Annotated in this window: 22 protein-coding genes; 13 read left to right on the top strand and 9 right to left on the bottom strand. The window is 68.7% G+C overall.

All coding sequences use genetic code 11. From position 1 onward, the window contains the following. Positions 1–75: 75 nt before the first annotated feature. A complete protein-coding gene (locus J2Y58_RS07950; RefSeq protein WP_310101146.1) occupies positions 76–1,284 on the bottom strand; it encodes an LL-diaminopimelate aminotransferase in 1,209 nt (402 codons plus the stop codon). Positions 1,285–1,477: 193 nt separating this feature from the next. On the opposite strand from J2Y58_RS07950, the gene J2Y58_RS07945 reads away from it, so the two are divergent. The 5 genes from J2Y58_RS07945 to J2Y58_RS07925 all read left to right on the top strand — a co-directional run bounded on the left by J2Y58_RS07945 (position 1,478) and on the right by J2Y58_RS07925 (position 6,330). Then, positions 1,478–3,100, top strand: coding sequence for a class I poly(R)-hydroxyalkanoic acid synthase (locus J2Y58_RS07945; RefSeq protein ID WP_310101320.1), 1,623 nt, complete (start codon positions 1,478–1,480; stop codon positions 3,098–3,100). An 83-nt stretch (positions 3,101–3,183) separates the two neighbouring features. Beyond that, the gene (locus J2Y58_RS07940) at positions 3,184–3,948 is read left to right on the top strand and encodes a TIGR01841 family phasin (RefSeq protein WP_310101143.1); all 765 of its coding nucleotides are present in this window, start codon (positions 3,184–3,186) and stop codon (positions 3,946–3,948) included. 113 nt (positions 3,949–4,061) lie between these two features. Then, on the top strand, positions 4,062–4,415 hold the full coding sequence (gene clpS, locus J2Y58_RS07935) for an ATP-dependent Clp protease adapter ClpS (RefSeq protein ID WP_310101139.1): 354 nt from the start codon (positions 4,062–4,064) through the stop codon (positions 4,413–4,415). A 416-nt stretch (positions 4,416–4,831) separates the two neighbouring features. After that, a complete protein-coding gene (locus tag J2Y58_RS07930; protein ID WP_310101136.1) occupies positions 4,832–5,719 on the top strand; it encodes a dienelactone hydrolase family protein in 888 nt (295 codons plus the stop codon). Further along, the gene (locus tag J2Y58_RS07925) at positions 5,716–6,330 is read left to right on the top strand and encodes a glutathione S-transferase family protein (RefSeq protein WP_310101134.1); all 615 of its coding nucleotides are present in this window, start codon (positions 5,716–5,718) and stop codon (positions 6,328–6,330) included. Before J2Y58_RS07930 ends, J2Y58_RS07925 begins: the two co-directional genes overlap by 4 nt. On the opposite strand, the gene J2Y58_RS07920 is transcribed toward J2Y58_RS07925, so the two are convergent. Beyond that, positions 6,321–6,644: a hypothetical protein gene (locus J2Y58_RS07920; RefSeq protein ID WP_310101131.1), complete on the bottom strand. Its 324-nt coding sequence runs from the start codon at positions 6,642–6,644 to the stop codon at positions 6,321–6,323. The two genes, J2Y58_RS07925 and J2Y58_RS07920, sit on opposite strands and share 10 nt — an antisense overlap. Before the next feature lie 128 nt (positions 6,645–6,772). Then, on the bottom strand, positions 6,773–7,225 hold the full coding sequence (locus J2Y58_RS07915; RefSeq protein ID WP_310101316.1) for a MarR family transcriptional regulator: 453 nt from the start codon (positions 7,223–7,225) through the stop codon (positions 6,773–6,775). A 109-nt stretch (positions 7,226–7,334) separates the two neighbouring features. Between J2Y58_RS07915 and J2Y58_RS07910 the strand changes: the two genes are divergently transcribed. After that, on the top strand, positions 7,335–7,760 hold the full coding sequence (locus J2Y58_RS07910; protein WP_310101129.1) for an organic hydroperoxide resistance protein: 426 nt from the start codon (positions 7,335–7,337) through the stop codon (positions 7,758–7,760). A gap of 13 nt (positions 7,761–7,773) precedes the next feature. Further along, the gene (gene gloA, locus J2Y58_RS07905) at positions 7,774–8,295 is read left to right on the top strand and encodes a lactoylglutathione lyase (protein ID WP_310101126.1); all 522 of its coding nucleotides are present in this window, start codon (positions 7,774–7,776) and stop codon (positions 8,293–8,295) included. Between the two features lie 137 nt (positions 8,296–8,432). Here the strand turns inward: gloA and J2Y58_RS07900 are convergent, their stop codons facing one another. Together J2Y58_RS07900 and J2Y58_RS07895 are read right to left on the bottom strand one after the other, a co-directional pair. Continuing rightward, a complete protein-coding gene (locus J2Y58_RS07900; RefSeq protein WP_310101122.1) occupies positions 8,433–8,774 on the bottom strand; it encodes a hypothetical protein in 342 nt (113 codons plus the stop codon). Between the two features lie 43 nt (positions 8,775–8,817). Beyond that, entirely contained in the window at positions 8,818–11,826 is a 3,009-nt protein-coding gene (locus tag J2Y58_RS07895; RefSeq protein WP_310101119.1) for a TonB-dependent receptor domain-containing protein, read from the bottom strand. 272 nt (positions 11,827–12,098) lie between these two features. Here J2Y58_RS07895 and J2Y58_RS07890 point away from each other — a divergent pair, with 272 nt between their 5' ends. Continuing rightward, entirely contained in the window at positions 12,099–12,590 is a 492-nt protein-coding gene (locus J2Y58_RS07890) for a gluconokinase (protein ID WP_310101313.1), read from the top strand. Positions 12,591–12,758: 168 nt separating this feature from the next. Here J2Y58_RS07890 and J2Y58_RS07885 read toward each other — a convergent pair whose 3' ends face one another. Beyond that, entirely contained in the window at positions 12,759–13,436 is a 678-nt protein-coding gene (locus tag J2Y58_RS07885; RefSeq protein WP_310101114.1) for an FCD domain-containing protein, read from the bottom strand. 197 nt (positions 13,437–13,633) lie between these two features. Here J2Y58_RS07885 and J2Y58_RS07880 point away from each other — a divergent pair, with 197 nt between their 5' ends. Together J2Y58_RS07880 and J2Y58_RS07875 are read left to right on the top strand one after the other, a co-directional pair. Continuing rightward, on the top strand, positions 13,634–13,903 hold the full coding sequence (locus J2Y58_RS07880; protein WP_310101111.1) for a LuxR C-terminal-related transcriptional regulator: 270 nt from the start codon (positions 13,634–13,636) through the stop codon (positions 13,901–13,903). A gap of 244 nt (positions 13,904–14,147) precedes the next feature. Then, a complete protein-coding gene (locus J2Y58_RS07875) occupies positions 14,148–17,159 on the top strand; it encodes a glycosyl hydrolase family 28-related protein (protein WP_310101108.1) in 3,012 nt (1,003 codons plus the stop codon). Between the two features lie 90 nt (positions 17,160–17,249). On the opposite strand, the gene J2Y58_RS07870 is transcribed toward J2Y58_RS07875, so the two are convergent. Together J2Y58_RS07870 and J2Y58_RS07865 are read right to left on the bottom strand one after the other, a co-directional pair. Beyond that, a complete protein-coding gene (locus J2Y58_RS07870) occupies positions 17,250–17,879 on the bottom strand; it encodes a phosphatase PAP2 family protein (protein ID WP_310101106.1) in 630 nt (209 codons plus the stop codon). Positions 17,880–17,935: 56 nt separating this feature from the next. Further along, the gene (locus tag J2Y58_RS07865) at positions 17,936–18,709 is read right to left on the bottom strand and encodes a hypothetical protein (RefSeq protein ID WP_310101102.1); all 774 of its coding nucleotides are present in this window, start codon (positions 18,707–18,709) and stop codon (positions 17,936–17,938) included. Positions 18,710–18,756: 47 nt separating this feature from the next. On the opposite strand from J2Y58_RS07865, the gene J2Y58_RS07860 reads away from it, so the two are divergent. Further along, positions 18,757–19,437: a tRNA (guanine(46)-N(7))-methyltransferase TrmB gene (locus J2Y58_RS07860; protein WP_310101099.1), complete on the top strand. Its 681-nt coding sequence runs from the start codon at positions 18,757–18,759 to the stop codon at positions 19,435–19,437. A gap of 265 nt (positions 19,438–19,702) precedes the next feature. Here J2Y58_RS07860 and J2Y58_RS07855 read toward each other — a convergent pair whose 3' ends face one another. After that, a complete protein-coding gene (locus J2Y58_RS07855; protein ID WP_310101096.1) occupies positions 19,703–20,053 on the bottom strand; it encodes a response regulator in 351 nt (116 codons plus the stop codon). 201 nt (positions 20,054–20,254) lie between these two features. On the opposite strand from J2Y58_RS07855, the gene J2Y58_RS07850 reads away from it, so the two are divergent. Both J2Y58_RS07850 and J2Y58_RS07845 read left to right on the top strand, forming a co-directional pair. Further along, positions 20,255–22,171 (top strand): PAS domain-containing protein, encoded by a 1,917-nt coding sequence (locus tag J2Y58_RS07850; RefSeq protein WP_310101093.1) that lies wholly within the window; start codon positions 20,255–20,257, stop codon positions 22,169–22,171. Beyond that, positions 22,161–22,535, top strand: coding sequence for a response regulator (locus tag J2Y58_RS07845; RefSeq protein ID WP_310101090.1), 375 nt, complete (start codon positions 22,161–22,163; stop codon positions 22,533–22,535). The genes J2Y58_RS07850 and J2Y58_RS07845 overlap by 11 nt, the downstream gene beginning before the upstream one ends. The last annotated feature ends 1 nt before the right edge of the window (position 22,536 follow it).

Genomic DNA, 22,536 nt, shown 5'->3' with positions numbered 1-22,536 from the left:
TCGTTCGGATGGGAGGTGCGGTGCGCCCCTCCCGACGCGCGCCACCCCGGCCTGCGCCGGAGCGACGGGAGGCGGTCAGCCCGCCACCTTTCCCGGCGTATTCACCCCCATGCTCTGCAGATACCGCTTCACGTTGCGCGCCGCCTGCCGCAGCCGCTGCTCGTTCTCGACCATCGCGATCCGCACGAACCCCTCGCCATTCTCGCCATAACCGACCCCCGGCGCGACCGCGACCTTGGCATGCGTCAGCAACTGCTTGGAGAATTCCAGCGACCCCAGATGCCTCAACGCCGGCGGCAGCGGTGCCCAGGCGAACATGCTGGCGGGCGGCGCGGGAATGTCCCATCCGGCGCGCCCGAAGCTCTCGACCAGGACGTCGCGACGCTTGTGGTACAGCTGCCGGTTCTTCTCGACGATATCCTGCGGGCCGTTGAGCGCCGCGCACGCCGCCGCCTGCACCGGCGTGAACGCGCCGTAGTCGAGGTACGACTTCACCCGCGTCATCGCCGCGATCAGCTTGCGGTTGCCGACCGCGAAGCCGATCCGCCACCCGGCCATCGAATAGGTCTTCGACAGGCTGGTGAATTCGATCGCGACGTCCTTCGCGCCCGGCACCTGCAGGATCGACACGGTCGGCTTGCCGTCGAAATACAGCTCCGAATAGGCGAGGTCGGACAGGATCCACACCTGGTTCTCGCGCGCCCACGCCACCAGCCGCTCGTAGAAGGCGAGGTCGACGGTCTCGGCGGTCGGATTCGACGGGTAATTGACGACCAGCACGCTCGGGCGCGGGATCGTGAACTCCATCGCGCGTTGCAGGCTCTCGAAATACTGTTCGTCGGGCGTCGTCGGCACCGCGCGGATCGTCGCGCCCGCGATGATGAAGCCGAACGTGTGGATCGGGTAGCTGGGGTTGGGCGCCAGCACCACGTCGCCCGGCGCGGTGATCGCGGTCGCCAGGCTCGCCAGCCCCTCCTTCGACCCCATCGTCACCACCACCTCGGTCTCGGGGTCGACATCGACTCCGAAGCGGCGGCCGTAGTAATTGGCCTGTGCGCGCCGTAGCCCCGGGATCCCGCGCGACTGCGAATAGCCGTGCGCGGAGGGCTTCTGCGCCACCTCGACCAGCTTGGCGATGACATGGTCGGGGGGCGGCAGGTCGGGATTGCCCATCCCTAAGTCGATGATATCCTCGCCACCGCTGCGCGCCTGTGCCCGCATCGCATTGACCTCGGCGATGACATAGGGCGGCAGGCGCTTCATGCGGTAGAATTCGTCGGACACGGGACCATACTCCTTTGCGGGAGCGGCTATACGCGCAAACGCCGCGCGCGGGCACCCCGCGCAACAAAAAGCCGTGGAGCCGACTTCGCGCTGCAACGTCGTTGCGTTACGTCAGGCAGCGAGAGGATGACGCGTGACCGAGCAGAAGCCAGCGACCCCCAACCTTGCCGATCTTCAGCACTGGACCTGGCTGATGGGCCGCGCGCAGCAGATGATGCTGGAGGCGGGCGTCCCGCTCGCGCCCCCCGACACGGTGGCGGAACAGGCGCGCGATTTCTGGACCGACTATCTCAACCTCTGGCAGCGCTTCACCACCCCGCCCGCCGGACAGCCGGAACGCCCCAAGGAGAAGGATCGCCGCTTCGCCGATCCGGCGTGGCGCGCCAATCCGGCGTTCGACTGGATGCGGCAAAGCTACGCGCTGCTCGCCGATCACATGCTGCGCAGCGTCGACGCGCTGGAGGGCATCGACGAGAAGACGCGCGCGCAGCTGAAGTTCGCGACCGCGGGCTTCGTCGACGCGATGAGCCCGTCGAACTTCGCGGTGACGAACCCGCAGGTGATCGAGAAGACGATCGAGACGCGCGGCCAGAACCTGCTCACCGGGCTGACGAACATGCTGTCCGATATCGGCCGCGGGCAGCTGACCCATACCGACGGCAGCGCGTTCGAGGTCGGGCGCAACCTGGCCGCGACGCCCGGCAAGGTGGTGAAGCGCACGCCGCTGTACGAACTGATCCAATATGCGCCCGCGACCGGGACGGTGCTGGCGACCCCGCTGGTGATCTTCCCGCCGTGGATCAACCGCTTCTACATTCTCGACCTGACGCCGGAGAAGAGCTTCATCCGCTGGGCGGTCGAACAGGGCATCACCGTGTTCATGGTCTCGTGGAAATCGGCGGACGCGTCGATGGCCGACGTGATCTGGGACGATTACGTCGCTGCGCAGATCGATGCGATCGACACGGTGCGCGATCTGCTCGGCGTGCCCGCGGTGCACACGGTCGGCTATTGCGTCGCGGGCACGACGCTGGCCGCGACGCTCGCGTTGCTGGCGGCGAAGGGCGAGGCGGAGCGGGTGACGAGCGCGACCTTCCTGACCGCGCAGGTCGATTTCGCCCGCGCCGGCGAGCTTCTCCACTTCGTCGACGACGAGCAGCTGAAGGTGATCGCGACGCTCAGCCCGCAGGGATTCCTGGACGGGCGCTATCTGGCCGCGACCTTCAACCTGCTGCGCGGGCGCGACCTGATCTGGAACTACGTCACCAACAACTACCTGCTCGGGAAGGATTATGCGCCGTTCGACCTGCTGCACTGGAACGGTGACGTCACCAACCTGCCCGCGAAATGGCACCTGGCCTATCTGACCGACCTGTACCGCGACAATCTGCTGGTGCGGCCCGGCGCGCTCAGCGTCGCGGGCGTGCCGCTCGACCTCACGAAGGTCGAGACGCCGGCGTACGTTCAGGCGGGGCGCGAGGATCATATCGCGCCGGCCGAGAGCGTGTGGAAGCTGACCGAGCATCTGCGCGGCCCCATACGCTTCGTGCTCGCGGGCTCGGGCCATATCGCCGGGGTCGTGAACCCGCCCGCGGCGGGCAAGTACCAGCACTGGATCAACGACGAACCCGGCGACACGCTGGAGGCGTTCGTCGCCGGCGCGCGCGAGGTGAAGGGCAGCTGGTGGCACGACTGGGCCGGGTGGCTGCGCGCGCGTGCGCCGGAAACGGTGGCAGCCGACGGCGCGCGCGTTCCCGGCGCCGGCGCGCTGCCCGCGATCGAGGACGCGCCGGGCAGCTACGTCCGCGCGCGCTGACGACCATGCTGCGCTGCACAAAAGAGGCTTGAAACGCGGCCGGCGTGCCATTATTGTGCATTGCAGCAAAGCGGAGCGGCACGATGGTGGACGAAACCGGAAAGGACGGCATCAGGAAGGCGGGCGCGTCGGCGAAAGGCCGCGCGCGCGCGACGAAGCCCGCGACCGCCGCCATCCCCGTCCTGCCGGCGGTCCCGGTCGACGATGTGCCGCCCGTGCTCGCGGCGCCGGCGACCGACGACGCACCGGCGCCGGTCGTGACCGCGCCCGAGCCGGTCGTCGCCGCCACCCCGCAGGCCGACCCCGCATCGACGGTGGCCGAAACGCCCGCCCCGATCACGATTACCCCACCCGAACCGGCTGCTCCGGCAGCGCCTGTTGAAACAAAGGAAGCGACAATGAACGAGACCGTCACGACGTTCGCCGACAAGGCGCAGGCCCAGGCTGGTGCGTTCGCCGACAAGGCGCAGGAGCAGGGCCGCGCCGCATTCGACAAGAGCCGCAAGGTGGCCGAGGACATGGCCGAATTCGGCAAGGGCAATGTCGAGGCGATGGTCGAGTCGGCGCGCATCGCCGCGCAGGCGCTCGAGACGATGGGGCAGGACGCCGCGGCCTTCGCGCGCGCCCGGTACGAGAGCACCGCGCAGATGATCCAGACGCTGGCGTCGGTGAAGTCGCCGACCGAGGCGATGCAGGTTCAGGCCGATTACGTCCGCTCGGCGTTCGACGCGCTGGTCAAGGAAGCCTCGCGCTCGACCGAAGCGACGCTGAAGCTGGCCGGCGACGTCGCGAAGCCGTTGCAGAACCGCGTGGCGACCGCCGCCGACAAGTTCCGCACCGCTGCCTGATCCGCGCGGGCATTGCCGATGGGAAAGGCGGCCGCAGCGATGCGGCCGCCTTTTTTTCTGGCAGGCACGGGCTTGCCCTGATGCGGTCACGTGCCATATTCTCGCACGTGTCCATGCAGCAGCAGATTGTCCCCACGGCCGCGGGCCGCAACGACGATGCCGATGGCGACGGTACCGGAATCGGTATCGCAACGCGCACGCGTACCCGGACCAAGAAGCCGACGCCGTACCGCGTCCTGATGCTCAACGACGACTACACCCCGATGGAATTTGTCGTCCTGTGCCTGCAACGCTTCTTCCGGATGAACATGGAGGAAGCGACCCGCGTGATGCTCCACGTCCACCAAAAGGGGGTCGGGGTCTGCGGCGTCTTCAGCTACGAAGTGGCCGAAACGAAGGTCGGCCAGGTGATGGACTTCGCGCGCCAGAACCAGCACCCGCTGCAATGCACGCTGGAGAAAGCGTGAACTGAGCCGGGCAGCCGGTTTAGGCGGCGCGACGGATCTCGGATGCAACCATCGCCTTCTCCCCTTCGGCCGTCAGTTTCGATGATTTCCCGGTGGCGAGCCACGTCCTGAGCCGTTCGCACGGAGCCTGTCGACGTCCGTGTTGCAGGCGCCTCGCCCGCCTCAACAGGTCCAGCACGAAAGGGGGGGAGCGGTTCAGGCGCAGGCGCGTCGATGCCTTTTGTCGCGTCATGTGCTTCGGCGGATCGCTGATCTACCGCCACCAGAGCGACGGGCCCCTGCCGCCGCCGGGACGACGGCGATCGACAAGCCCGGAACCACGCGACCGCATCACCGTCCGGCCCCGCACCTTCCGCCCCCCACATCTTCCCGCTACGCTTCCTCCCCAAGCTCCACGAATCGCGAGAGGAAACGTCATGGACCCCAGCCTGCGCGATCGGGCGATCGGCCTGTACGACGCCTTCACCCACGAGCACCGCGACCGCCGCACCCTGCTGCGGCAGATGACCGCGCTCGCCGGCTCGGTCGCCGCGGCGGAGGCGCTGATCGGCGGGATCGCCGCCGCCCCGGCGGCCGCGGCGCTCACCGACGTCGCCGACCCGCGGCTCGTCACCCGGAAGGGCAGCTACCGCGTCGCGGGCGGGGCCAGCATGACCGGCTATTTCGCCGCGCCGCGCAACCCCGGTCGCCCGGTCGGTGCGGTGATGGTGATCCACGAGAACCGCGGGCTGCAACCGCATATCGAGGATGTCGCGCGCCGCGTCGCGCTCGCGGGCTTCTTCGCGGTCGCCCCCGACTTCCTCTCCGCGCAGGGCGGCACCACCGCCGACGAGAATCTCGCGCGCGAAATGATCGCCAAGGCCGACATGGACCAGGTGCTGGCCAGCGCGGTCGCCACCGTCGCGCGACTCGGCAAGCTGGCGAACGGCACCGGGCGCGTCGGCACGGTCGGCTTCTGCTGGGGCGGCGCGCTGGTGAACCGCGTCGCGCTCGCCGCCGGTCCGGCGCTCGCCGCCGCCGTCAGCTATTACGGCCCTGCGCCCGACCCGGCCGAGGCACCCAGGCTCAACACGCCGCTGATGCTCCATTACGCCGGCAAGGACGCGCGCGTCGCGCAGACCGGGGTGCCGTGGGTCGCCGCGCTCAAGGCCGCGAACAAACCGGTCGAGGCGTTCGACTATCCGGGCGTCGACCACGCCTTCAACAACGACACATCGGCCGAACGCTATGACAAGGCCGCCGCGGATCTCGCCTGGGGGCGGACGATCGACTTCTTCCACCGCCATCTGGATGCCCGCGCATGACGCTCACCTTCTACACCAATCCCATGTCGCGTGGGCGGATCGCGCGCTGGATGCTGGAGGAGATCGGCGAGCCGTACGACACGGTGCTGGTCGACTGGACCGGGAAACCCGCCGCGCTGCTGGACGCCAATCCGCTCGGCAAGGTGCCGACGATCGTCCACGACGGCGTGGTGGTCAGCGAGGCGGCGGCGATCTGCGCCTATCTGGCGGAGGCGTTCCCGGCCGCCGGGCTGGCGCCGACGCCGGCCGAGCGCGCGCCCTACCTGCGCTGGATGTTCTTCACCGCCGGCCCGCTCGAGGCGGCGATGGTCGACAAGGTGCTGGGGGTCGAGGTGCCCGCGGGCAAGCGCGGCATGGTCGGTTACGGCGATTTCGCGCAGGCGGTCGACACGCTCGAACATGCCGTGACCCGGCACGATCATATCGCCGGCGACCGCTTCACCGCCGCCGACGTCTATGTCGGCAGCGCGGTGGGCTGGTTCACGCAATTCGGGCTGCTGGAAAAGCGCGAGTCGTTCATGCGCTATCTCGACCGGCTGCAACAACGTCCGGCATGGCAGCGCGCCGTCGCGATCGACGACGCGCTGCTTGGAGACGCCGCTCAGCGATAACGGCGGTCGCGCTTCTCCCAGCGGATTCGCGCGCTCAGCGCATCGAAGCGGCGGTTCAGGTCCTGCCGTTCCCAGCCGGACAGGCCGCCGGTGCGACGATAACGCTCCTCCAGCCGGACGAGCTGGCGCGAATCGGTGCGCAGCCGCCGCGCCTCGCCGCGGGTCAGCGCGCCCTTGCGGATCCCCTGGTCGATACGCTGGTCGAGCCGCGCCTGCCGCGCGTTGATCGACTGCCACGGCGCGGCGCTGGCCGCGACCGGAACGGTGACGCCGGCGAGGCCCAGCCCCGCGATCAGCAGATGGAAACGGTTCATCATACGCTCCTTTTCACAGGCACCGCGTCGGCGGCGGTACGAGGGAAAAGATAGGCGGCGCTTGTCGCATTCCCGTCCCGCAGGATGCGCGAAAGTGTCTCAGAATGTCGCGCGCGCGACGGCTCCGTTCAGGAAACGGCTGCGCCCGCGCCCGACCCCGACAGCGCGGTACGAAGCGCGGCGACCTGGCGGTTCAGCGCGTCGAGTTGCGCCAGCGTCATCCCGCTGCGCGCGACCAGTTCCTCGGCCAGGCACCCGCACCGTTCGCGCAAGCCTCGCCCGCTGTCGGTCAGCGTGACGCGCACCTGTCGCTCGTCGCTGGGATTGCGGGTGCGTGCGACATGCCCGGCCGCCTCCAGCCGCTTGACGAGCGGCGTCACCGTGCTCGATTCGAGCGCCAGCCGCGCGGCGATCGCGCCGACCGTCCGCGCGTCCTCCTCCCACAAGGCGTGCAGCACCAGATATTGCGGATAGGTGATGCCGATCGTGTCGAGCAGCGGCTTGTAGGCGCGACCGACCGCCATGCTGGCGGCGTAGAGCGAGAAGCACAATTGGTCGTCGAGCGGGCGGGCGGCGGGCATGGCGCTCACATAGCACGTTTTCCTTGTCGCGATAACAATCCGCTGGACTCGTGCTTTCCTCCAATATATATCGCGGTATCAGTTATCGTGAAATCGAAGGGATGATCGCATGAGCATCGACGTCAAATACAGCACCACCGCCTCCGCGACCGGCGGGCGTGACGGCCATGCGCGCAGCGAGGACGGCCGCTTCGACGTCGCGCTGTCGACGCCCCGGGAACTCGGCGGCGCCGGCGGCGAGGGCAGCAATCCCGAGCAGCTGTTCGCCGCGGGCTATTCGGCGTGCTTCCTCGGTGCGCTGAAGGTTGCCGGGCAGCAGCTGAAGGTGAAGGTGCCTGCCGAGACCAGGGTCACCGCCACCGTCGGCATCGGCCCGCGGTCGCAGGGCGGGTTCGGCATCACCGCCGACCTGGTCGTCGACCTGCCCGGCGTGGACAAGGACGCGGCGCAGACGCTGGTCGACACGGCGCACCAGATCTGCCCCTATTCGAATGCCACCCGCGGCAACGTCGACGTCGGCCTGACGCTCGCCTGATCCGGAGATCACCATGCCCCGCACGCCCGGAACCGAAGGGTTCGCGCTGAACCAGACGATGCTGCGCATCCGCGATCCGCAGCCCTCGCTCGCCTTCTACCGCGACGTGCTGGGCATGACGCTGATCCAGCGGATCGACTTCGAGGAGCTGCGCTTCTCGCTATACTTCCTCGCCTATCTTGCCGAGGGCGAAACGGTGCCCGAGGCCCCGGCCGAGCGCGCGCGCTTCGTCTTCGCGCGCGAGACGACGCTGGAGCTGACGCACAATTGGGGGACGGAGAGCGACCCCGCATTCGCCGGCTATCATAACGGCAACGACGAGCCGCGCGGCTTCGGCCATATCGGCATCTCGGTGCCGGACGTCGCCGCCGCCTGCGCGCGCTTCGAGGAATTGGGCGTGCCGTTCAGGAAGCGTCCGCAGGACGGCCGGATGAAGGACATCGCCTTCGTCGCCGACCCCGACGGCTATTGGATCGAGATCCTGTCGCCCGCGGGGATGACCGGCGCGGTGGCGGCGCAATCCTCCGCCACGTAGCGTCATCCCCGCGAAGACGGGGATCCAGAACCTCCGACGGCTCGGCTCTACAAGCAGCCGTCGCGGGGCTGGATTCCGGCCTGCGCGGGAATGACGACCGGTGTCGTCGCCGAGCCGCCGCCCCCAGGCCCAACCGCCTAGTCGTCGTTTCCTTCGACATACGCGCCGCGGTCGCCCTCGATCCGGTGCAGCGCGGCGCGACCGCGCGCCGCCGCGCGGTCGGCCTTGTTCACCGTGCGCGACACCGTGTGCAGCACGCGCGTCCGGCGGTGGACGATCAGATTGTAGGTCACGAACCACACGCCCGCGGTCAGCACCAGCGCCGCCATCGCCCACACCCGCAATTGCAGCTGCCGGCCGCCGCCGCCGTGCGTCACCACGGTCCGCCCGCACCGCGCGCAGCGATGGACGGTCGTGCCGGCGCGGGCGGTCGCGCGGCTCGACCAGTGATGGACGCCGAATAGGCAACGCTTGCGCATACCCGCAGCGTATCGGCGCTTTGCTGGCGCCGATCAATCCAGGTCAGAAGCGCCCGCGCACCCCGATGCGGAAGAAGCGGCCGAGCGTGTCGTACAGCGCCGGGTTGACGTCCAGCCCGGTGTTGGTCTGCGGCGACGGCTCGGGATCGTGGTCGAAGACGTTGTCGACCTTCACGAACATGCTGACCTGCTTGGTGACGTTCACCGTCGCGCCGATGTCGAAATAGAATGCGCCCTTCATCCGGTTGCGGTCGATGGTCGGGTTGTCGTTGGTCGACCGCGGGCAGGTGCCCGGCGCGCAGACGACGTACTGGTTGCCGTACACCCCGTCGCTGAACCAGCGTTCCTGGAGCAGCAGGCTGAAGTTTTCATTCTCGTACGTCTGGATCGCCAGCCACTTCCAGTCGGGCGTCGCGCCGCTGTTCGCGCCCGCCGAATCGACCGGTTTGACCCCCGTCAGCCCGGAGTCGGTGACGAACTCGATCACATGCGTGCCGAGTCCGCGCAGCGTCAGGTTGCCGTCCAGCCCCAGCGGCTGCTTCCACTGGTAGCTCGCCTCGATATCGAACCCCCGCGTCTTGATCGACGCGAGGTTGAACGCCTGCACGTTGACGAAGTTCGGCGCGCCGCCGGTCGCCTGCAGGTTGAACGCGCCGCAGGTGGTCGTATTCCCCTCGAAGCACAGGTTTACGATCTGCTGCGCCGACAGGGACGAGACGACGTCGTCGACCTTGATGTCGTAATAATCGAACGACAGGCTCAACCCCGGCAGCCACGACGGCTGCGCCAGCACGGCGCCCACTTCGGTGCTGCGCGCCAGTTCGGGGCGCAGATTGGTGTTGCCGATCGTGTTCTGGATGATCAGCACCTGCGTCTTGTTGAACGGGTCGGTGAAGTTGGGGACGGTGGTCGTGGTCGGCGCCGCGAACAGCTCCGACAGGTTCGGCGCACGCACGTCGCGCGAGGTGACCGCGCGCAGGCGGAAGCCGTCGAGCGGCGTGTCCCAGGTACCGCCGACCTTCCACGCATAGACGACGCCCGACGTCGAATAGCGCGTGGCACGCCCCGCACCGTTCAGGTTCGCGCGCCCCAGCGTGTCGCTGTCGAGCAGCGGCAGGTTCAGCTCCACGAAGCTTTCGACGACGTTATACTTGCCCGACCCGTTCTTGTAATTGCCCGCATACCAGTTGTTGCCGGCGGGCAGCAGCGCGGGGTCGGACGGGTACATCGCCGAATTGGGGCTCAGGTCCGAGACGCCCGCACCATACGGGTCGGCGCGCACGCGATACGCCTCCTGCCGCCACTCGATGCCCGCCGCGATCGCCAGCGGCCCCGCCCACAGGTCGATCGGCGTGCCCGAGATGCTGGCCGCGGCGGCGTCCTGCGTCTGGCGGGTGTGCTGGAACGGCCCGTCCTGCGGCACGATGTACGACAGCGCCGTGGCGGAAGGACGGTTGTTGCCGAAGATGTTGATCGGCTGGCACCCGTTGGCGCGCGCGGCCGCGTCGGCGCAGACGATCTCGCCGTTCAGCCGCACCGCGTTGATCGCCTGGTTGTAGCGGCCGTTCAGGCTGATGTTGTCGACGTTGATATCGGTGACGTTGATGCCGTGCTCGTAATAGAGATCGTAGGTCCAGCTGTCGCCGAAGATCTCCGCCTTGCCCTTCAGCCCGCCGACGAAGCGATACTGGCGGCGGTCGGTGTTGACCTTGATGTTGGGCAGGATCGCATTGCTCAGGCCGTAGCGGAATTGCGTGATGCCCGCGGCGGCACATTGCGCGGTGACCGACGCGGGCAGGTACGGATTGCTGCACTGGACGGTGAGATTGTCCTTGGCCGCGCCGGGATTGGGCTGGTTGCTGCTCTTCACCTGCGCGATGTTGGCGGTCAGGTAGAGCTCGGTATCGGCCGCCACGTCGTAGCCGATCCGCGTATAGCCGTTGATCCGCTCCAGTGCGGATTGCAGCGACGTGCCCGACCCGACGTGCCCCGACTGGTCGCCGCCGACGCAGAAGCCGACGAAGCAGCCGGTGACGTCGCCGTTGGCGTTCTTCGCGGGCACGCCGTTCGAGCCGTAGTTGAACGCGAACGGCCGCCCGTCCGCGTCGAATGCGATCCCCTGCAACGGTCCGGCGTTGATCAGCCCGTACTTGGTATATTTATACGCCTGCCCGTGATCCCGGACCAGGAACTGCGGATTGCCGTTGTCGCGGATGCCGGTGTCGACGAAGGTCGTGGCGCGGTACCAGTCGCGCCCGCTCGCCAGGTCCTCGCCGAAATTGCCCGGCCCGACGCCCTGGTCCTTGCTGTACTCGCCGCTGACCACGACGTGCAGCCGGTCGCCCGCGAAGCTCTTGCCCAGCGCCGCCTGCACCAGCGCCTGCCCGCCGTCGCCATAGGTGGAGACGCCGGTCTGCGCATTGAACTTGGCGCCCTCGAACCGCGTGTCGGTGATGAAGTTGATGACGCCGCCGACCGCGTCGGAGCCGTACGACGCCGATGCGCCGCCGGTGACGATGTCGACGCGCTTGATGAGCAGTTGCGGGAACTGGCTGATGTCGGGCACGCCCGTCACGTTCGCGCCGACCACGCGCTGCCCGTCGAGCAGCGTCAGCGTACGCATCGTGCCGAGCCCGCGCAGCGAGAAGGAACTCAGCCCCTGCGATCCGCTCGACGTGCTGAACGTGCCCGTCGCCGCCCCCGTCGACCCTTGCAGCGACGGCAATTGCGCGACGGTGTTGAAGATGTTGGGCTGCGCATTGGCCTGGATCTGCGCCTCGCCGATCACGGTCGTCGGAGTCGGCGCGTTGAAGCCGCTGGCGGTGATGCGCGTGCCGGTGACGACGATGTCGGAGGCGGTGGCGGGTGCTTCCTCCTGCACCGCCGGGCTGTTGGGCGTGACCAGCGTCTCGGGGGTCGCGGGCGCGGCGGAACGGGTCGAGTCGGGCAGCTCGGTCGACTGCTGCGCCACCGCCGGCGTCGCCAGCAGGAGCGAGAGGACCGCGATGCTGGTAGCGTTACCGAGTTTGCGCGACCGATGTGCGTTGCCCATGATCCATCCCCTATGCAGCTGTGGCACGGGCTCACCCAGCCCGGGCCTTTATGTGATCGAGAGCATATCGACGCGCGCCCACCCCGCCATCTACGACCATGGTCGCGTAGCGCGCCGACAATGGTCGTAATGGCCACGGGCCTGTCCGCGGCGCGATAGCTTGGGCGAGCGGGGCAGGGAGGATGGCGGTGGAGCAGGCAGGGGGCACGGCACAGGCGCGGGTGGCGAACGCGGGCCCAAGCCCGGGCCCGAGCCCGAGCGTCATCGTCGTGATGGGCGTCAGCGGCACCGGCAAGTCGACACTCGGCGCGCTGCTCGCCACGGCGCTCCATGCGCCGTTCCTGGAGGGCGACACCTTTCACGCCCCCGCCAGCGTGGCGAAGATGGAGCGCGGATTGCCGCTGACCGACGACGATCGCTGGCCGTGGCTCGACCGGCTGGGCACGGCGCTGGGTGCGGCGGCGCGAGAGCATGGCGCGGCGGTGGCGGCCTGCTCGGCGCTGCGCCGCGCCTATCGCGAGCGGCTGGCGGCGGCGGCGGGCGTGCCGCTCCGCTTCGCCTTTCTCGACACCGAACGCGACGAGATCGCGCGGCGGATGCGCGCGCGCAGCGGCCATTACATGCCGCCCAGCCTCCTCGACAGCCAGCTCGCGACGCTCGAGCGCCCCGGCCCCGACGAGCCCGCGTTGCGGCTGGATGCCGGGCAAGCGCCCGAGCGATTGTACGAGGACGTCCGCATGTGGCTGGAGACGGTGGTCGCCTGACCCCTCCGTCACTCCCGCGCCCCCGTCATTCCCGCGCCCCCGTCATTCCCGCGCCCCCGTCATTCCCGCGAAGGCGGGAATCCAGACGCGCCGGTCCATCGATAGAAGCGCGAGGTCAGGGGTTCTGGATGCCCGCCTCCGCGGGAATGACGGGAAGAGGCTGCCTCACTACGGCAACAGCCGCTTGCGCCCCTGCGACAGATGCCAGCGCATCGCCAGCGCCGCGCCGTCGGCGTCGCGCGTCCGGATCGCATCGACGATCGCGTCATGCTCCTCCATCATCGCCCCGATCACCTGCGGCGGGCGCGAGCGCGAGATGTCCACCCCGGCGCGCAGGATGTGCATGACGCTGTCGTGCAGGTGGTCGAAGACCGGCAGGAACGCCGCATTGCCGGTCGCCGCGAAGATCGCGCGGTGCAGCCGCCAATCCTCGTCATGCGCGGGCGCATGCGAGAACAGCGCCGCGCGCAACGCCTCCAGCGCCGCCTCGATCGCGTCGAGCTGCGCGGTCGATCGTCGCACCGCCGCCAGCCGCGCCGCCTCCGCCTCCAGCACGAACCGCACCTCGTAGGTGCCGAGCGTTTCCGCCATCGCATCGGGGGGCAGGTGCGTCCCCAGCCGCTCGGACGGCCGCCGCTTGACATAGCTGCCCGCGCCGCGCCGCGCCTCGGTGATCCCGTCGGAGGCCAGCCGCGCCAGCGCCTCGCGGACGATCGTGCGCGACATGCCGAACGTCTCGGCCAGCCGCGCCTCGGACGGCAGCCGGTCGCCGTTGGCCAGCCCGTGGTCGTTGATGATGCGCACGATCGCGGCATAGGCGCGGTCGGCCAGACGTTCCTCGCTCACCGCCGTCTCCCCTCGCCGCCATCGTAGCGGACGGCGCGGCGGCTGGCGAGACGGAGACGAAGCTGTCCAACAGATCGCTCCAGGTATCTATCGCATATTGCTTGATCCGATGGCGAAAACTGGCGCATATGGATCTAAAGCTGTCCAACCGAATCCGCTGTAACGCGTGACGGTGTGGACCAGGTTGGGAGGAGAGAATGGAAGTCACCGTTCATGACAGCGCGCCCGTCCCCGGTCCTGGCGCCGTCCACCCCGCCGCCGCGCTGGCGCGACTGACCCCGACGCAGATCAAGGTCATGCACGGCGTCCACTCGGGCCTGCTCAACAAGCAGATCGCCTACGACCTCGGCATCGCCGAAGCGACCGTAAAGGCGCACATGACCGCCTTGATGCGCAAGCTCAACGTCCGCAACCGCACCCAGGTCGCCGTCGCCGCGCAAGCGCTCACCGAAGCCGCACAGGCTTAGGACCCCGCCGATCGGGCCGCATATGGCCCTCTCCCTCTGGGGGAGGGGTTGGGGCGGGGGCGTGAGGCTCTAACCCGCTCCGCCACCACCGCATGGCCGAAGCCGCGGAAAACTCGGCGCTCGCGATGACGAAGCAGCCGCCGACCGATTCACCCTTCGGCAACCCGTCCTACGACCATCGTCGCGCATGAAGCATGCCGCTGTTATCGTTACCGATTGCCGCATAAGCGACGGGAGACGGGCGATGCGGGCAGGATGGCGGATCGGGGCGGCACTGGCGCTGATACTGGCAACACCTGCACTGGCGGCCCCCGTGCCCGGTGCCTCGGTCTACCAGACCCGGCCCGACGATCCGCGGGCGATCGTCGTGAAGGGCGTCGGCGACGGCCGCGCCGACGACAGCGCCGCGCTGCAACAGGCGATCGACGCCGCGGCCGCCGGCGGGCACGGCGGCGTCGTCTTCGTCCCCTCGGGCACCTACCGCATCACGCGTACCATCTTCGTCCGCTCGGCCGTCCGCCTCTTCGGCATCGGCAAGACCCGCCCGCAGATCGTGCTCGGCGACAATACCGCCGGCTTCGGCAGCGGGGTGGCGGCGATGGTCGCCTTCACCGGCGAGGACCAGTACCGCGTCGGCAAGGCACCGGTCCCGCCGCGCACCAGCGTGCCGTTCGATCCGTCGATCTTCGACGCGACCTCCAGCACCTTCTATTCCACGCTCTCGAACATCGACTTCCGCATCGGCGCGGGCAACGCCGGCGCGGTGGCGGTGCGCTTCCGCGTCGCGCAGCACGGCTATCTGCGCCACGTCGATTTCCACATCGGCTCCGGCCTCGCAGGCGTCTACCAGGCCGGCAACGAGTTCGAGGACCTGCGCTTCTTCGGCGGCCGCTACGGCATCATGTCGGAGAAGACCTCGCCCGCCTGGCAATTCACGCTGATCGACAGCGAGTTCTCCGGCCAGCGCGACGCCGCGATCCGCGAGCATGAAGTCGACCTCACGCTCGTCAACGTCGCGATCCGCGACACGCCGGTCGGGATCGAAATCGACCGCGGCTATTCGGATTCGCTCTGGGGCAAGCAGGTGCGCTTCGAGAAGGTGTCGCAGGCGGCGGTGCTGATCTCGGAGGAGAACAGCGTCTTCACGCAGATCGGCTTCGACGATGCGATCGCGATCGACACCCCGACCTTCGCGCGCTTCCGCGATTCCGGCAAGACGATCGCGGGGCAGGGCGCGCGCTACCGCGTCGCCGATTTCGCGCACGGGCTGAAGCTCGCCGGGCTCGGCACGATCGGGGAGACCGCTACCGACGTCACCATGACCCCGCTGTCACGCGTGCCGAAGCGCCCGGCGAACGCGATCCGCGCGCTGCCGCCGGTACGCGAATGGGCGAACGCGCACGACCTGGGCGTGAAGGGAGACGACACCACCGACGACACCGCCGCGCTGCAACGCGCGATCGACACGCACCGCGTGGTCTATCTGCCGATCGGCCGCTACCGCGTCACCGACACGATCCGGCTGCGCCCCGACAGCGTGCTGATCGCGCTCCACCCCAGCCTGACGCACGTCTATCTCCCCGACGAGACCCCCGCCTTCACCGGCGTCGGCGGCGCCAAGGCGCTGATCGAGAGCGCGAAGGGCGGCAATGCGATCGTCCACGGCCTCGGGCTATGGACCGGCGCGATCAACCGTCGCGCCACCGCGCTGCTGTGGAAGGCGGGCGCAGCGTCGGAGGTCAACGACGTCAAGATCCAGGGCGGCGGCGGCACCGTCCTGACCAAGGGCAGCCCGATCAACCAGAACGATCCGCGCGCGCGCCCCGACGGGCAGTTCCCCAGCATCATGGTGACGGACGGGGGCGGCGGCACCTTCTCCGCGATCTGGTCGCCCAATACATTGGCGTCGTCGGGCTTCCACGTGTCGAACACCAGCACCCCCGGCCACGTCTACCAACTGTCCGCCGAGCATCATTATCGCGCCGAAATCGTGCTGGACGGCGTGAAGAACTGGGAGTTCCTGGCCCCCCAGACCGAACAGGAGGTCCGCGACGGCGTCAACGCGGTCTCGACCGAGTTCCACAATTCCAGCGACATCCTGTTCGCCAACTACCATGGCTATCGCGTGACGCGGACGATCAAGCCGATGGACGCGGCGGTCAAGCTGTTCAACTCCGGCGACATCCGCTTCCGCAACGTCCACGTGAACGCCGAAAGCGGCTTCGCCAGCTGCGATGCGAAAGGCTGCGGCACGTACCTGCGCGCCAGCAAATATCCGTTTGAAAACAGCATCAAGGACATGACCCGCCGCCAGGAAGTTCGCGAGCGCGAGTTCGCCCGGCTGGACATCCCCGCCGCTCCCGCCGCCGCGACCGTCCAGCCCGCGATCCCCGTCACCCCCGGCGTTACGAAGCTGGCGGACGGCTTCTATTCGATCGCGGGCGGCGCGGTGGATGCGCAGGGCAAGCTCTATTTCATCGACCGCTTCTTCCAGCGTATCCATGGCTTCACCCCGGCCGAGGGGCTGACCACCGTCAGCGACGCGCCGCTCGACCCGGTCAATCTCGCGGTCGACCGGTCCGGCCGCCTGCTGGTGCTGTCATCGGCGGGTCGCGACGGCAGCGTCTACAGCATCGATCCCGCCAGGCCCGCCGACATCCGCGCGATCGCGCCGGCCGCCACGCGCACCGGCAGCAAGGCGACCACTTTGCTGCCGGTCAACGTCTGGGCGAACGGCGAATTCGCGGATCGTATCGACCCGGCCACCTACGACTATCCGCCGATCAGCGCCTTCTTCAAGGACGCACTCGGCGCGGCCAAGCCGCAGGAATATCGCTCACCCGACGGCTCGCTGGCGCTTCCCGCCTTCCGCGTATGGAACCAGGGGCCCGACGATCACCTCGGCTGGCGCTGGTCCGATACGCTCGACGCGTACGGCTTCGTCGGCGCGGTGCCGGGAAGCCGCGTGACGCTGACCAACGCATCGGAGAACCTGACCTACGACGGGCTGGTCGGCGCGGGCGGGCAGGTCACCGACCTGAAGGTCGTCGCTCCGCGCGGCGGCGAGAGCGTCGCGCGCGACGATGCCGGCAACCTCTACGTCGCCAACGGACAGGTGTTCGTCTATGCGCCGGGCGGCACGCTCACCCGCCGCATCGACGTGCCCGAACGCCCGTTGCAATTGCTGATCGGCGGCGCCGACAAGCGCACGCTCTACATCCTCGCGCACCACGCGCTGTATGCGGTGGGGCTGTAGCGACCGATCCTTCCTACCGGTCGCCCTGAGCCTATCGAAGGGCGTGCCAGGCACCCGACGCTTCGACACCTTCAAGATGAAAGGTCGCCTTCAACTCGGATGCGCCTCGACCTCTTCCTCGGCCTTCGCGTCGCGGCGCGTCTCGGCGAAGCGCTCGCCGGCATCGATCGCCAGGCTCGCGACGCGCTCGGCCACCCAGCCGATCACCGCGCCGGCCACCACGTCGCTCGTATAATGCGCGCCGCGCGCGACCTGCGCCGCGCCCGCCGTGCCCGCGGCCAGCTTCGCCGCCGTCGCGATGCCCGGCGCTTCGTGCCCGATCGACTGCGCCACCGCCACCGCGCCGGCGGTATGCCCGGACGGGAAGGCGTTCAGCGCCGTATCGCCCGTGCCATGCCCCTTGCCCAGCTTCGGCGCCTTGCCCGTGGCATTGGGCCGCGCCCGGTCGACCCCGGCCTTCAGCACCGTCTTCAGCCCCGTCGCCAGCAGGTGGCTCGCCACCATCCGCGCGCCGCTGCGCGCCAGCGCCGGTCGCCGCAGCACCGCGCCGATCGCCAGCGTGCCGAGCCCCAGCGCCAGCAGCGGCGGCTCGTCGGTCGCCTTGGCGATCGGCGCCAGCGCGCGCATCGCGCCGGTGGCGGCCAGGGCGCGCAGCGGTTCGGTCGCATCGTGTTCCCGGGCCGCCGCCTCGCGCAACGCCTTCTTCTTTTTCTTCCCCATCGCCGGCTCCGCTGATTGTCCGCGTGCCAACGTGCCGCGCGCGCTTTCGGTCCCGCTCACGATGCCGCGGTATAGGCGGCGAACGGTTCGGACAGCACCATCCGCCCGCCCTGCCACACCTGCACGCCCCCGCCGCCCTTGCTCGCATCGACCGAGGCGAACACGCGGTAGACATAGCCGCCGTTCGCGAACTGATAGACGCGCCGCCCGCCGCGCTCCTCGACCAATCGCCCGCCGGTGATGGTCAGCGACGCGCGTGTGTCCCGCCCGCCGCCGGGCGTGTCGATCGCGGGCAGATCGGTGTCGTGGTCGTAGCTGCGATAGACGAAGCCGTCGCGCTCGCTGCGCACCACCTGCACCGATCGCTTCGCGGTCGCGCCCAGCACGCGCGTCTGCGCGACGAAGCGGCACCCGGTCGTGTCGCGGCCATATGTCACCGAGGTCACGGTCGGCGTCGTCGCCCCCGCATCGATCATCCCCGGATTGATCGCGTGGACGTTGCCGACCTCGCGCCCGGCTTCGGTGCTCAGCGGATAATAGATCTGCCCGGCGCCCGGATCGCCCGCCCCGACGCGCACCCGCGTCTGGTAGCGGACCAGCCCCGGCTTCGACAGGCTCGTCAGCGTCGCCATGCGGTTGCGGTCGGGCGGGGAGAGCACCAGCACGCGGTCGCGATCGGTCGAGTCGCAGACGAAGACCGCCGGCGTCCACCCGCCCTCGCCGTGCAGCATCGAGATCGATGCCGGGCTCGACAATTGCGCCCATGCCGGGCCTGTCGCCAGCCCTACCGCCGCTGCCACCGTCGCCGCCCCGATCCAACCGCTACGCATCGCTTCCTCCGTTTCGTTTCGCGCGCCCGTGCGGTAGGCGCTGCCGCATGAACGATCCCACAACGATCCGCCGCCTCTACGGCCGGCGTCAGGGCCATGCATTGCGCGCGGGGCAGGCGGCGCTGGTCGAGGACTTGCTGCCGCGCATCGCGGTGCCGGAAGACGGCGCGCTCGACGCCGCGCGGCTGTTCGGCGACGACCGTCCGCTCCATGTCGAGATCGGCTTCGGCGCCGGGGAGCATCTCGCCGGGCAGGCCGCCGCGGCGCCCGCTACCGGCTTCATCGGATGCGAGCCGTTCCTGAACGGCGTGGTCGGCGCGCTCGGCCATGTCCGCGACGGCGCGCTCGACAATGTCCGCATCCACATGGGCGACGCGCTGGAAGTGGTGGAGCGGCTGCCCGACGCCTCGCTCGACCGCGTCTACCTGCTCCACCCGGATCCCTGGCCCAAGGCGCGCCACGCCAAGCGCCGGATGATGAACCACGGCCCGCTCGACCTGATCGCGCGCAAGCTGAAGCCGGGGGCGGAGTTCCGCCTCGGCACCGACGACCCGACCTATTGCCGCTGGTCGATGATGGTGATGAACCAGCGCCGCGATTTTGTCTGGCAGGCGCAGGTACCGCACGACTTCCTCGAACGCCCCGCCGACTGGCCCGAGACCCGCTACGAACGCAAGGCGCGACGGCAGGGGCACGAGGTCTGGTATTTCAGGTATATTCGTGTCTGACGCGTCGGCGCTTGGGGCGCTGCCCCCGGCGTAGCGGAAGCCGGTTTTCCCTTATTCCCTCACCCCCGGCTGGCGTGATTGCCGGGAGGGCGGACAGCGGCGAGGGGCAACATGCGAGGTGCCGGCACGGGCGATCGTGGATCGGCTCTGCGGCGTGCGTCGCGCGCGGGATGCGGGGGCGACGTCGGTCAGCGCGCCGGCGCCTCGCGGCATGCCCATGCAGGCCATCGGCGTGGCGACGGTCGTCAGCCAGCTCCGCCTGCGGTCAGCAGTTCGGCGCAGCCCGTCTGAACGAGTCGAGCAGGCTGGTGGCTCTGACCGGCTTCGACAATATCTCTACATTGTCGAGGCCGCGGCAGGCTTCCGGCCAGGCCGTGATGAAGGTGACCGGTACGCTCGCGAACATCGTGCGGATGACCTCAACAGCGCCGGGTCCGGTGCCCTCCAGCAAGCGGACGTCGGAGGCGATGAAGTCGGGACGCCGGGCTTGCGCCGCAGCAATCGCATCGGCCTCGGTCGCGGCGATCGTGACGGTATCCGCGCCACCGTCGCGCAGGACGTCCTCGATCTGCATCGCGATGAACGGCTCGTCTTCTATCACCAGCGCGTGGCACATGGTCTGGTCTTCCTCGACCGTGCAACGTGCACGGTGCACGGTGCATGGTGCACGGAAGCTATCCATGTAATTTGGAAAAGTGGTTGATCTACATCGTCTTACCGGCACGTTCTGCAATTGGCATGCGCCAGATTATGGGGCGGGCTCGTTGGCCCACGTAGCACCCGACAGGCTTGCCCCGTGCGAGCCAGGGAGGATGCGATGGCAAGCCAGGACGAATTGCTCGAACGACAACGAGTGCTGGCGCGCTTCGGCCAACTCGTTCTCGACTGCGACGACCTCGACATCCTTCTGAACGAGGCGTGCCGGCTGATCGCCGAAGCGCTGGATACCGATCTGGCGAAGATCCTCGAGATCGAGCGCGACGATGGGACAGCCCTGGTGCGGGCGGGCGTGGGATGGAACGATGATGTCATCGGCCGGGCCCGCATCCGGTTGGACGAGCGATCGTCCGAGGCCTTCGCCATAGAAAGCGGTGAGCCGCTGATCACCCGGGACATCGTCCACGAGGAGCGATTCGACTTTCCCGGTTTCATGCGGGATCATGGCGTGGTCGCGCTGGTGAACGTGCCGATCATGCTGCCCGGCAAGCGGCCCTTCGGTGTCTTGCAGGTCGACGCTCGCGAGCCGCGCGCATTCGATCAGGACGACATCGATTTTCTGCGGACCTACGCGATGACGCTCGGCCCGGTCATCGATCGGCTGGGAAAGCTTCGCCAGCTTGAGCATGCCGGGACGCTCCATCGGCTGATCGTCGAGAATGCCCGGGACTATGCCATCTTCCTGACCGACCTGGACGACCGCATCACCGACTGGTTACCGGGGGCGGAGGCGGTTTTCGGCTGGAGCCAGCACGAAGCTGTCGGGCAGCTGGCAGAGATCATCTTCACGCCGGAAGATCGGGAAGCCGGGATTCCGCAACTTGAGTGCGAAGGCGCGCTGCGCGACGGACGCTCTCCCAACGTGCGATGGCATATCCGCAAGGACGGATCGCGCGTGTTCATCGACGGCCAGACGACCGCCCTGAAAGACGCCAGGGGCCGCGCCACCGGCTTCATGAAGATCGGTCAGGACGTGACCGATCGCCGCTGTTCCGAGAATGCGGCAAGGGTCAGCGCCGAGCGTCTGGAACTGGCGCTCAGGACCGCTCGGCTCGGCACATGGGACTGGGACATACCCAGCAACACGGTCGACTGGTCCGAAGAGCACTACCGGCTGGAGGGGTATGAACCCGGGGAGATCCAGCCGAGCTACGAGGCCTGGGCGGCCCGGGTGCATCCGGAAGACCGCGCGGCCACCGAACAGGAGCTGATCGCCGCGCGCGAAGAGAAGCGGACCTACACCGCGGAATTCCGCGTCGTCCATCCGGATGGCAAGACGCTGTGGTGCTCGGCGCTGGGATGCTTCTTCTACGACGACAACGACCAGCCGTACCGCATGATCGGCGTCATGCAGGACATCACGCTGCGACGGGAATGGGAAAACCGGCAGCAGATCCTGGTGCGCGAACTTCAGCATCGGACGCGCAATCTGATCGGCGTGGTGCGATCGGTCGCCGAGAAGACGGCCCGCAACAGTGCGACACTGGAAGACTTTCGGCCGCGGTTCCGGGATCGGCTGGAGGCGCTCGCGCGCGTGCAGGGGCTGCTGTCGCGGACGGATGACGTGGCGCGCGTGACCTTCGGCGAACTGATCCGGTCGGAACTGGCGGCGATGGACGGCGATCTGGAGCGGGTCCGGCTGGACGGGCCCCCGGGCGTGATCCTGCGCTCGTCCACGGTTCAGACGCTGGCGATGGCGCTCCACGAACTCGCAACCAACGCGATGAAATATGGTGCGCTTGCGCAACCTGCCGGAACGCTGACCATCACTTGGAGGACGACCGCGTCCGACGGTGGCGGGCGACCCGTCCTGCATATCGACTGGCGGGAGGCCGGCGTCGTCATGCCGGCGGCCGACGCGCCCGCGCGCGGCAGCGGGCAGGGGCGCGACCTGATAGAAAAAGCGCTGCCTTATCAACTAAATGCCAAAACAACTTACACGTTAAAGTCCGATGGGGTCCATTGCACTATCACGCTTCCTATCTCGAACCGGACGGAAGCGGACGATGACGGGTGAGCGAACGTTGCGCGGCTGCCGCATCCTGGTCGTGGAGGACGAATACCTCATCGCCGAGCAGTTGCAGTTGGAACTGGAGGACGAAGGTGCGATCGTGCTGGGACCGCTGGCGTCCGTCGACGAGGCGCTGGCGGCAATCGGCTCGGGTGAGCCGATCGACGGCGCGGTGCTGGACGTGAACCTCCAAGGCGAACCGATCTTCCCGGCGGCCGAACTGCTCCTGCGCCGGGATGTGCCGGTCATCTTCACCACCGGCTATGACGCGGGCGCGATCCCGGCCGCGTTCCAGCATGTCGCGCGCTGCGAAAAGCCCTCGAACGTGCGGAGCATCGTCGCCGCCATCGGCCGGGCGGTTCACGCGTAAG

It is taken from the genome of Sphingomonas sp. BE138 (assembly GCF_031456125.1).
Taxonomy (GTDB): Bacteria; Pseudomonadota; Alphaproteobacteria; order Sphingomonadales; family Sphingomonadaceae; genus Sphingomonas.
Note: the sequence above shows the minus strand (reverse complement) of the source record. Positions and strands in the feature narration are given on the sequence as shown.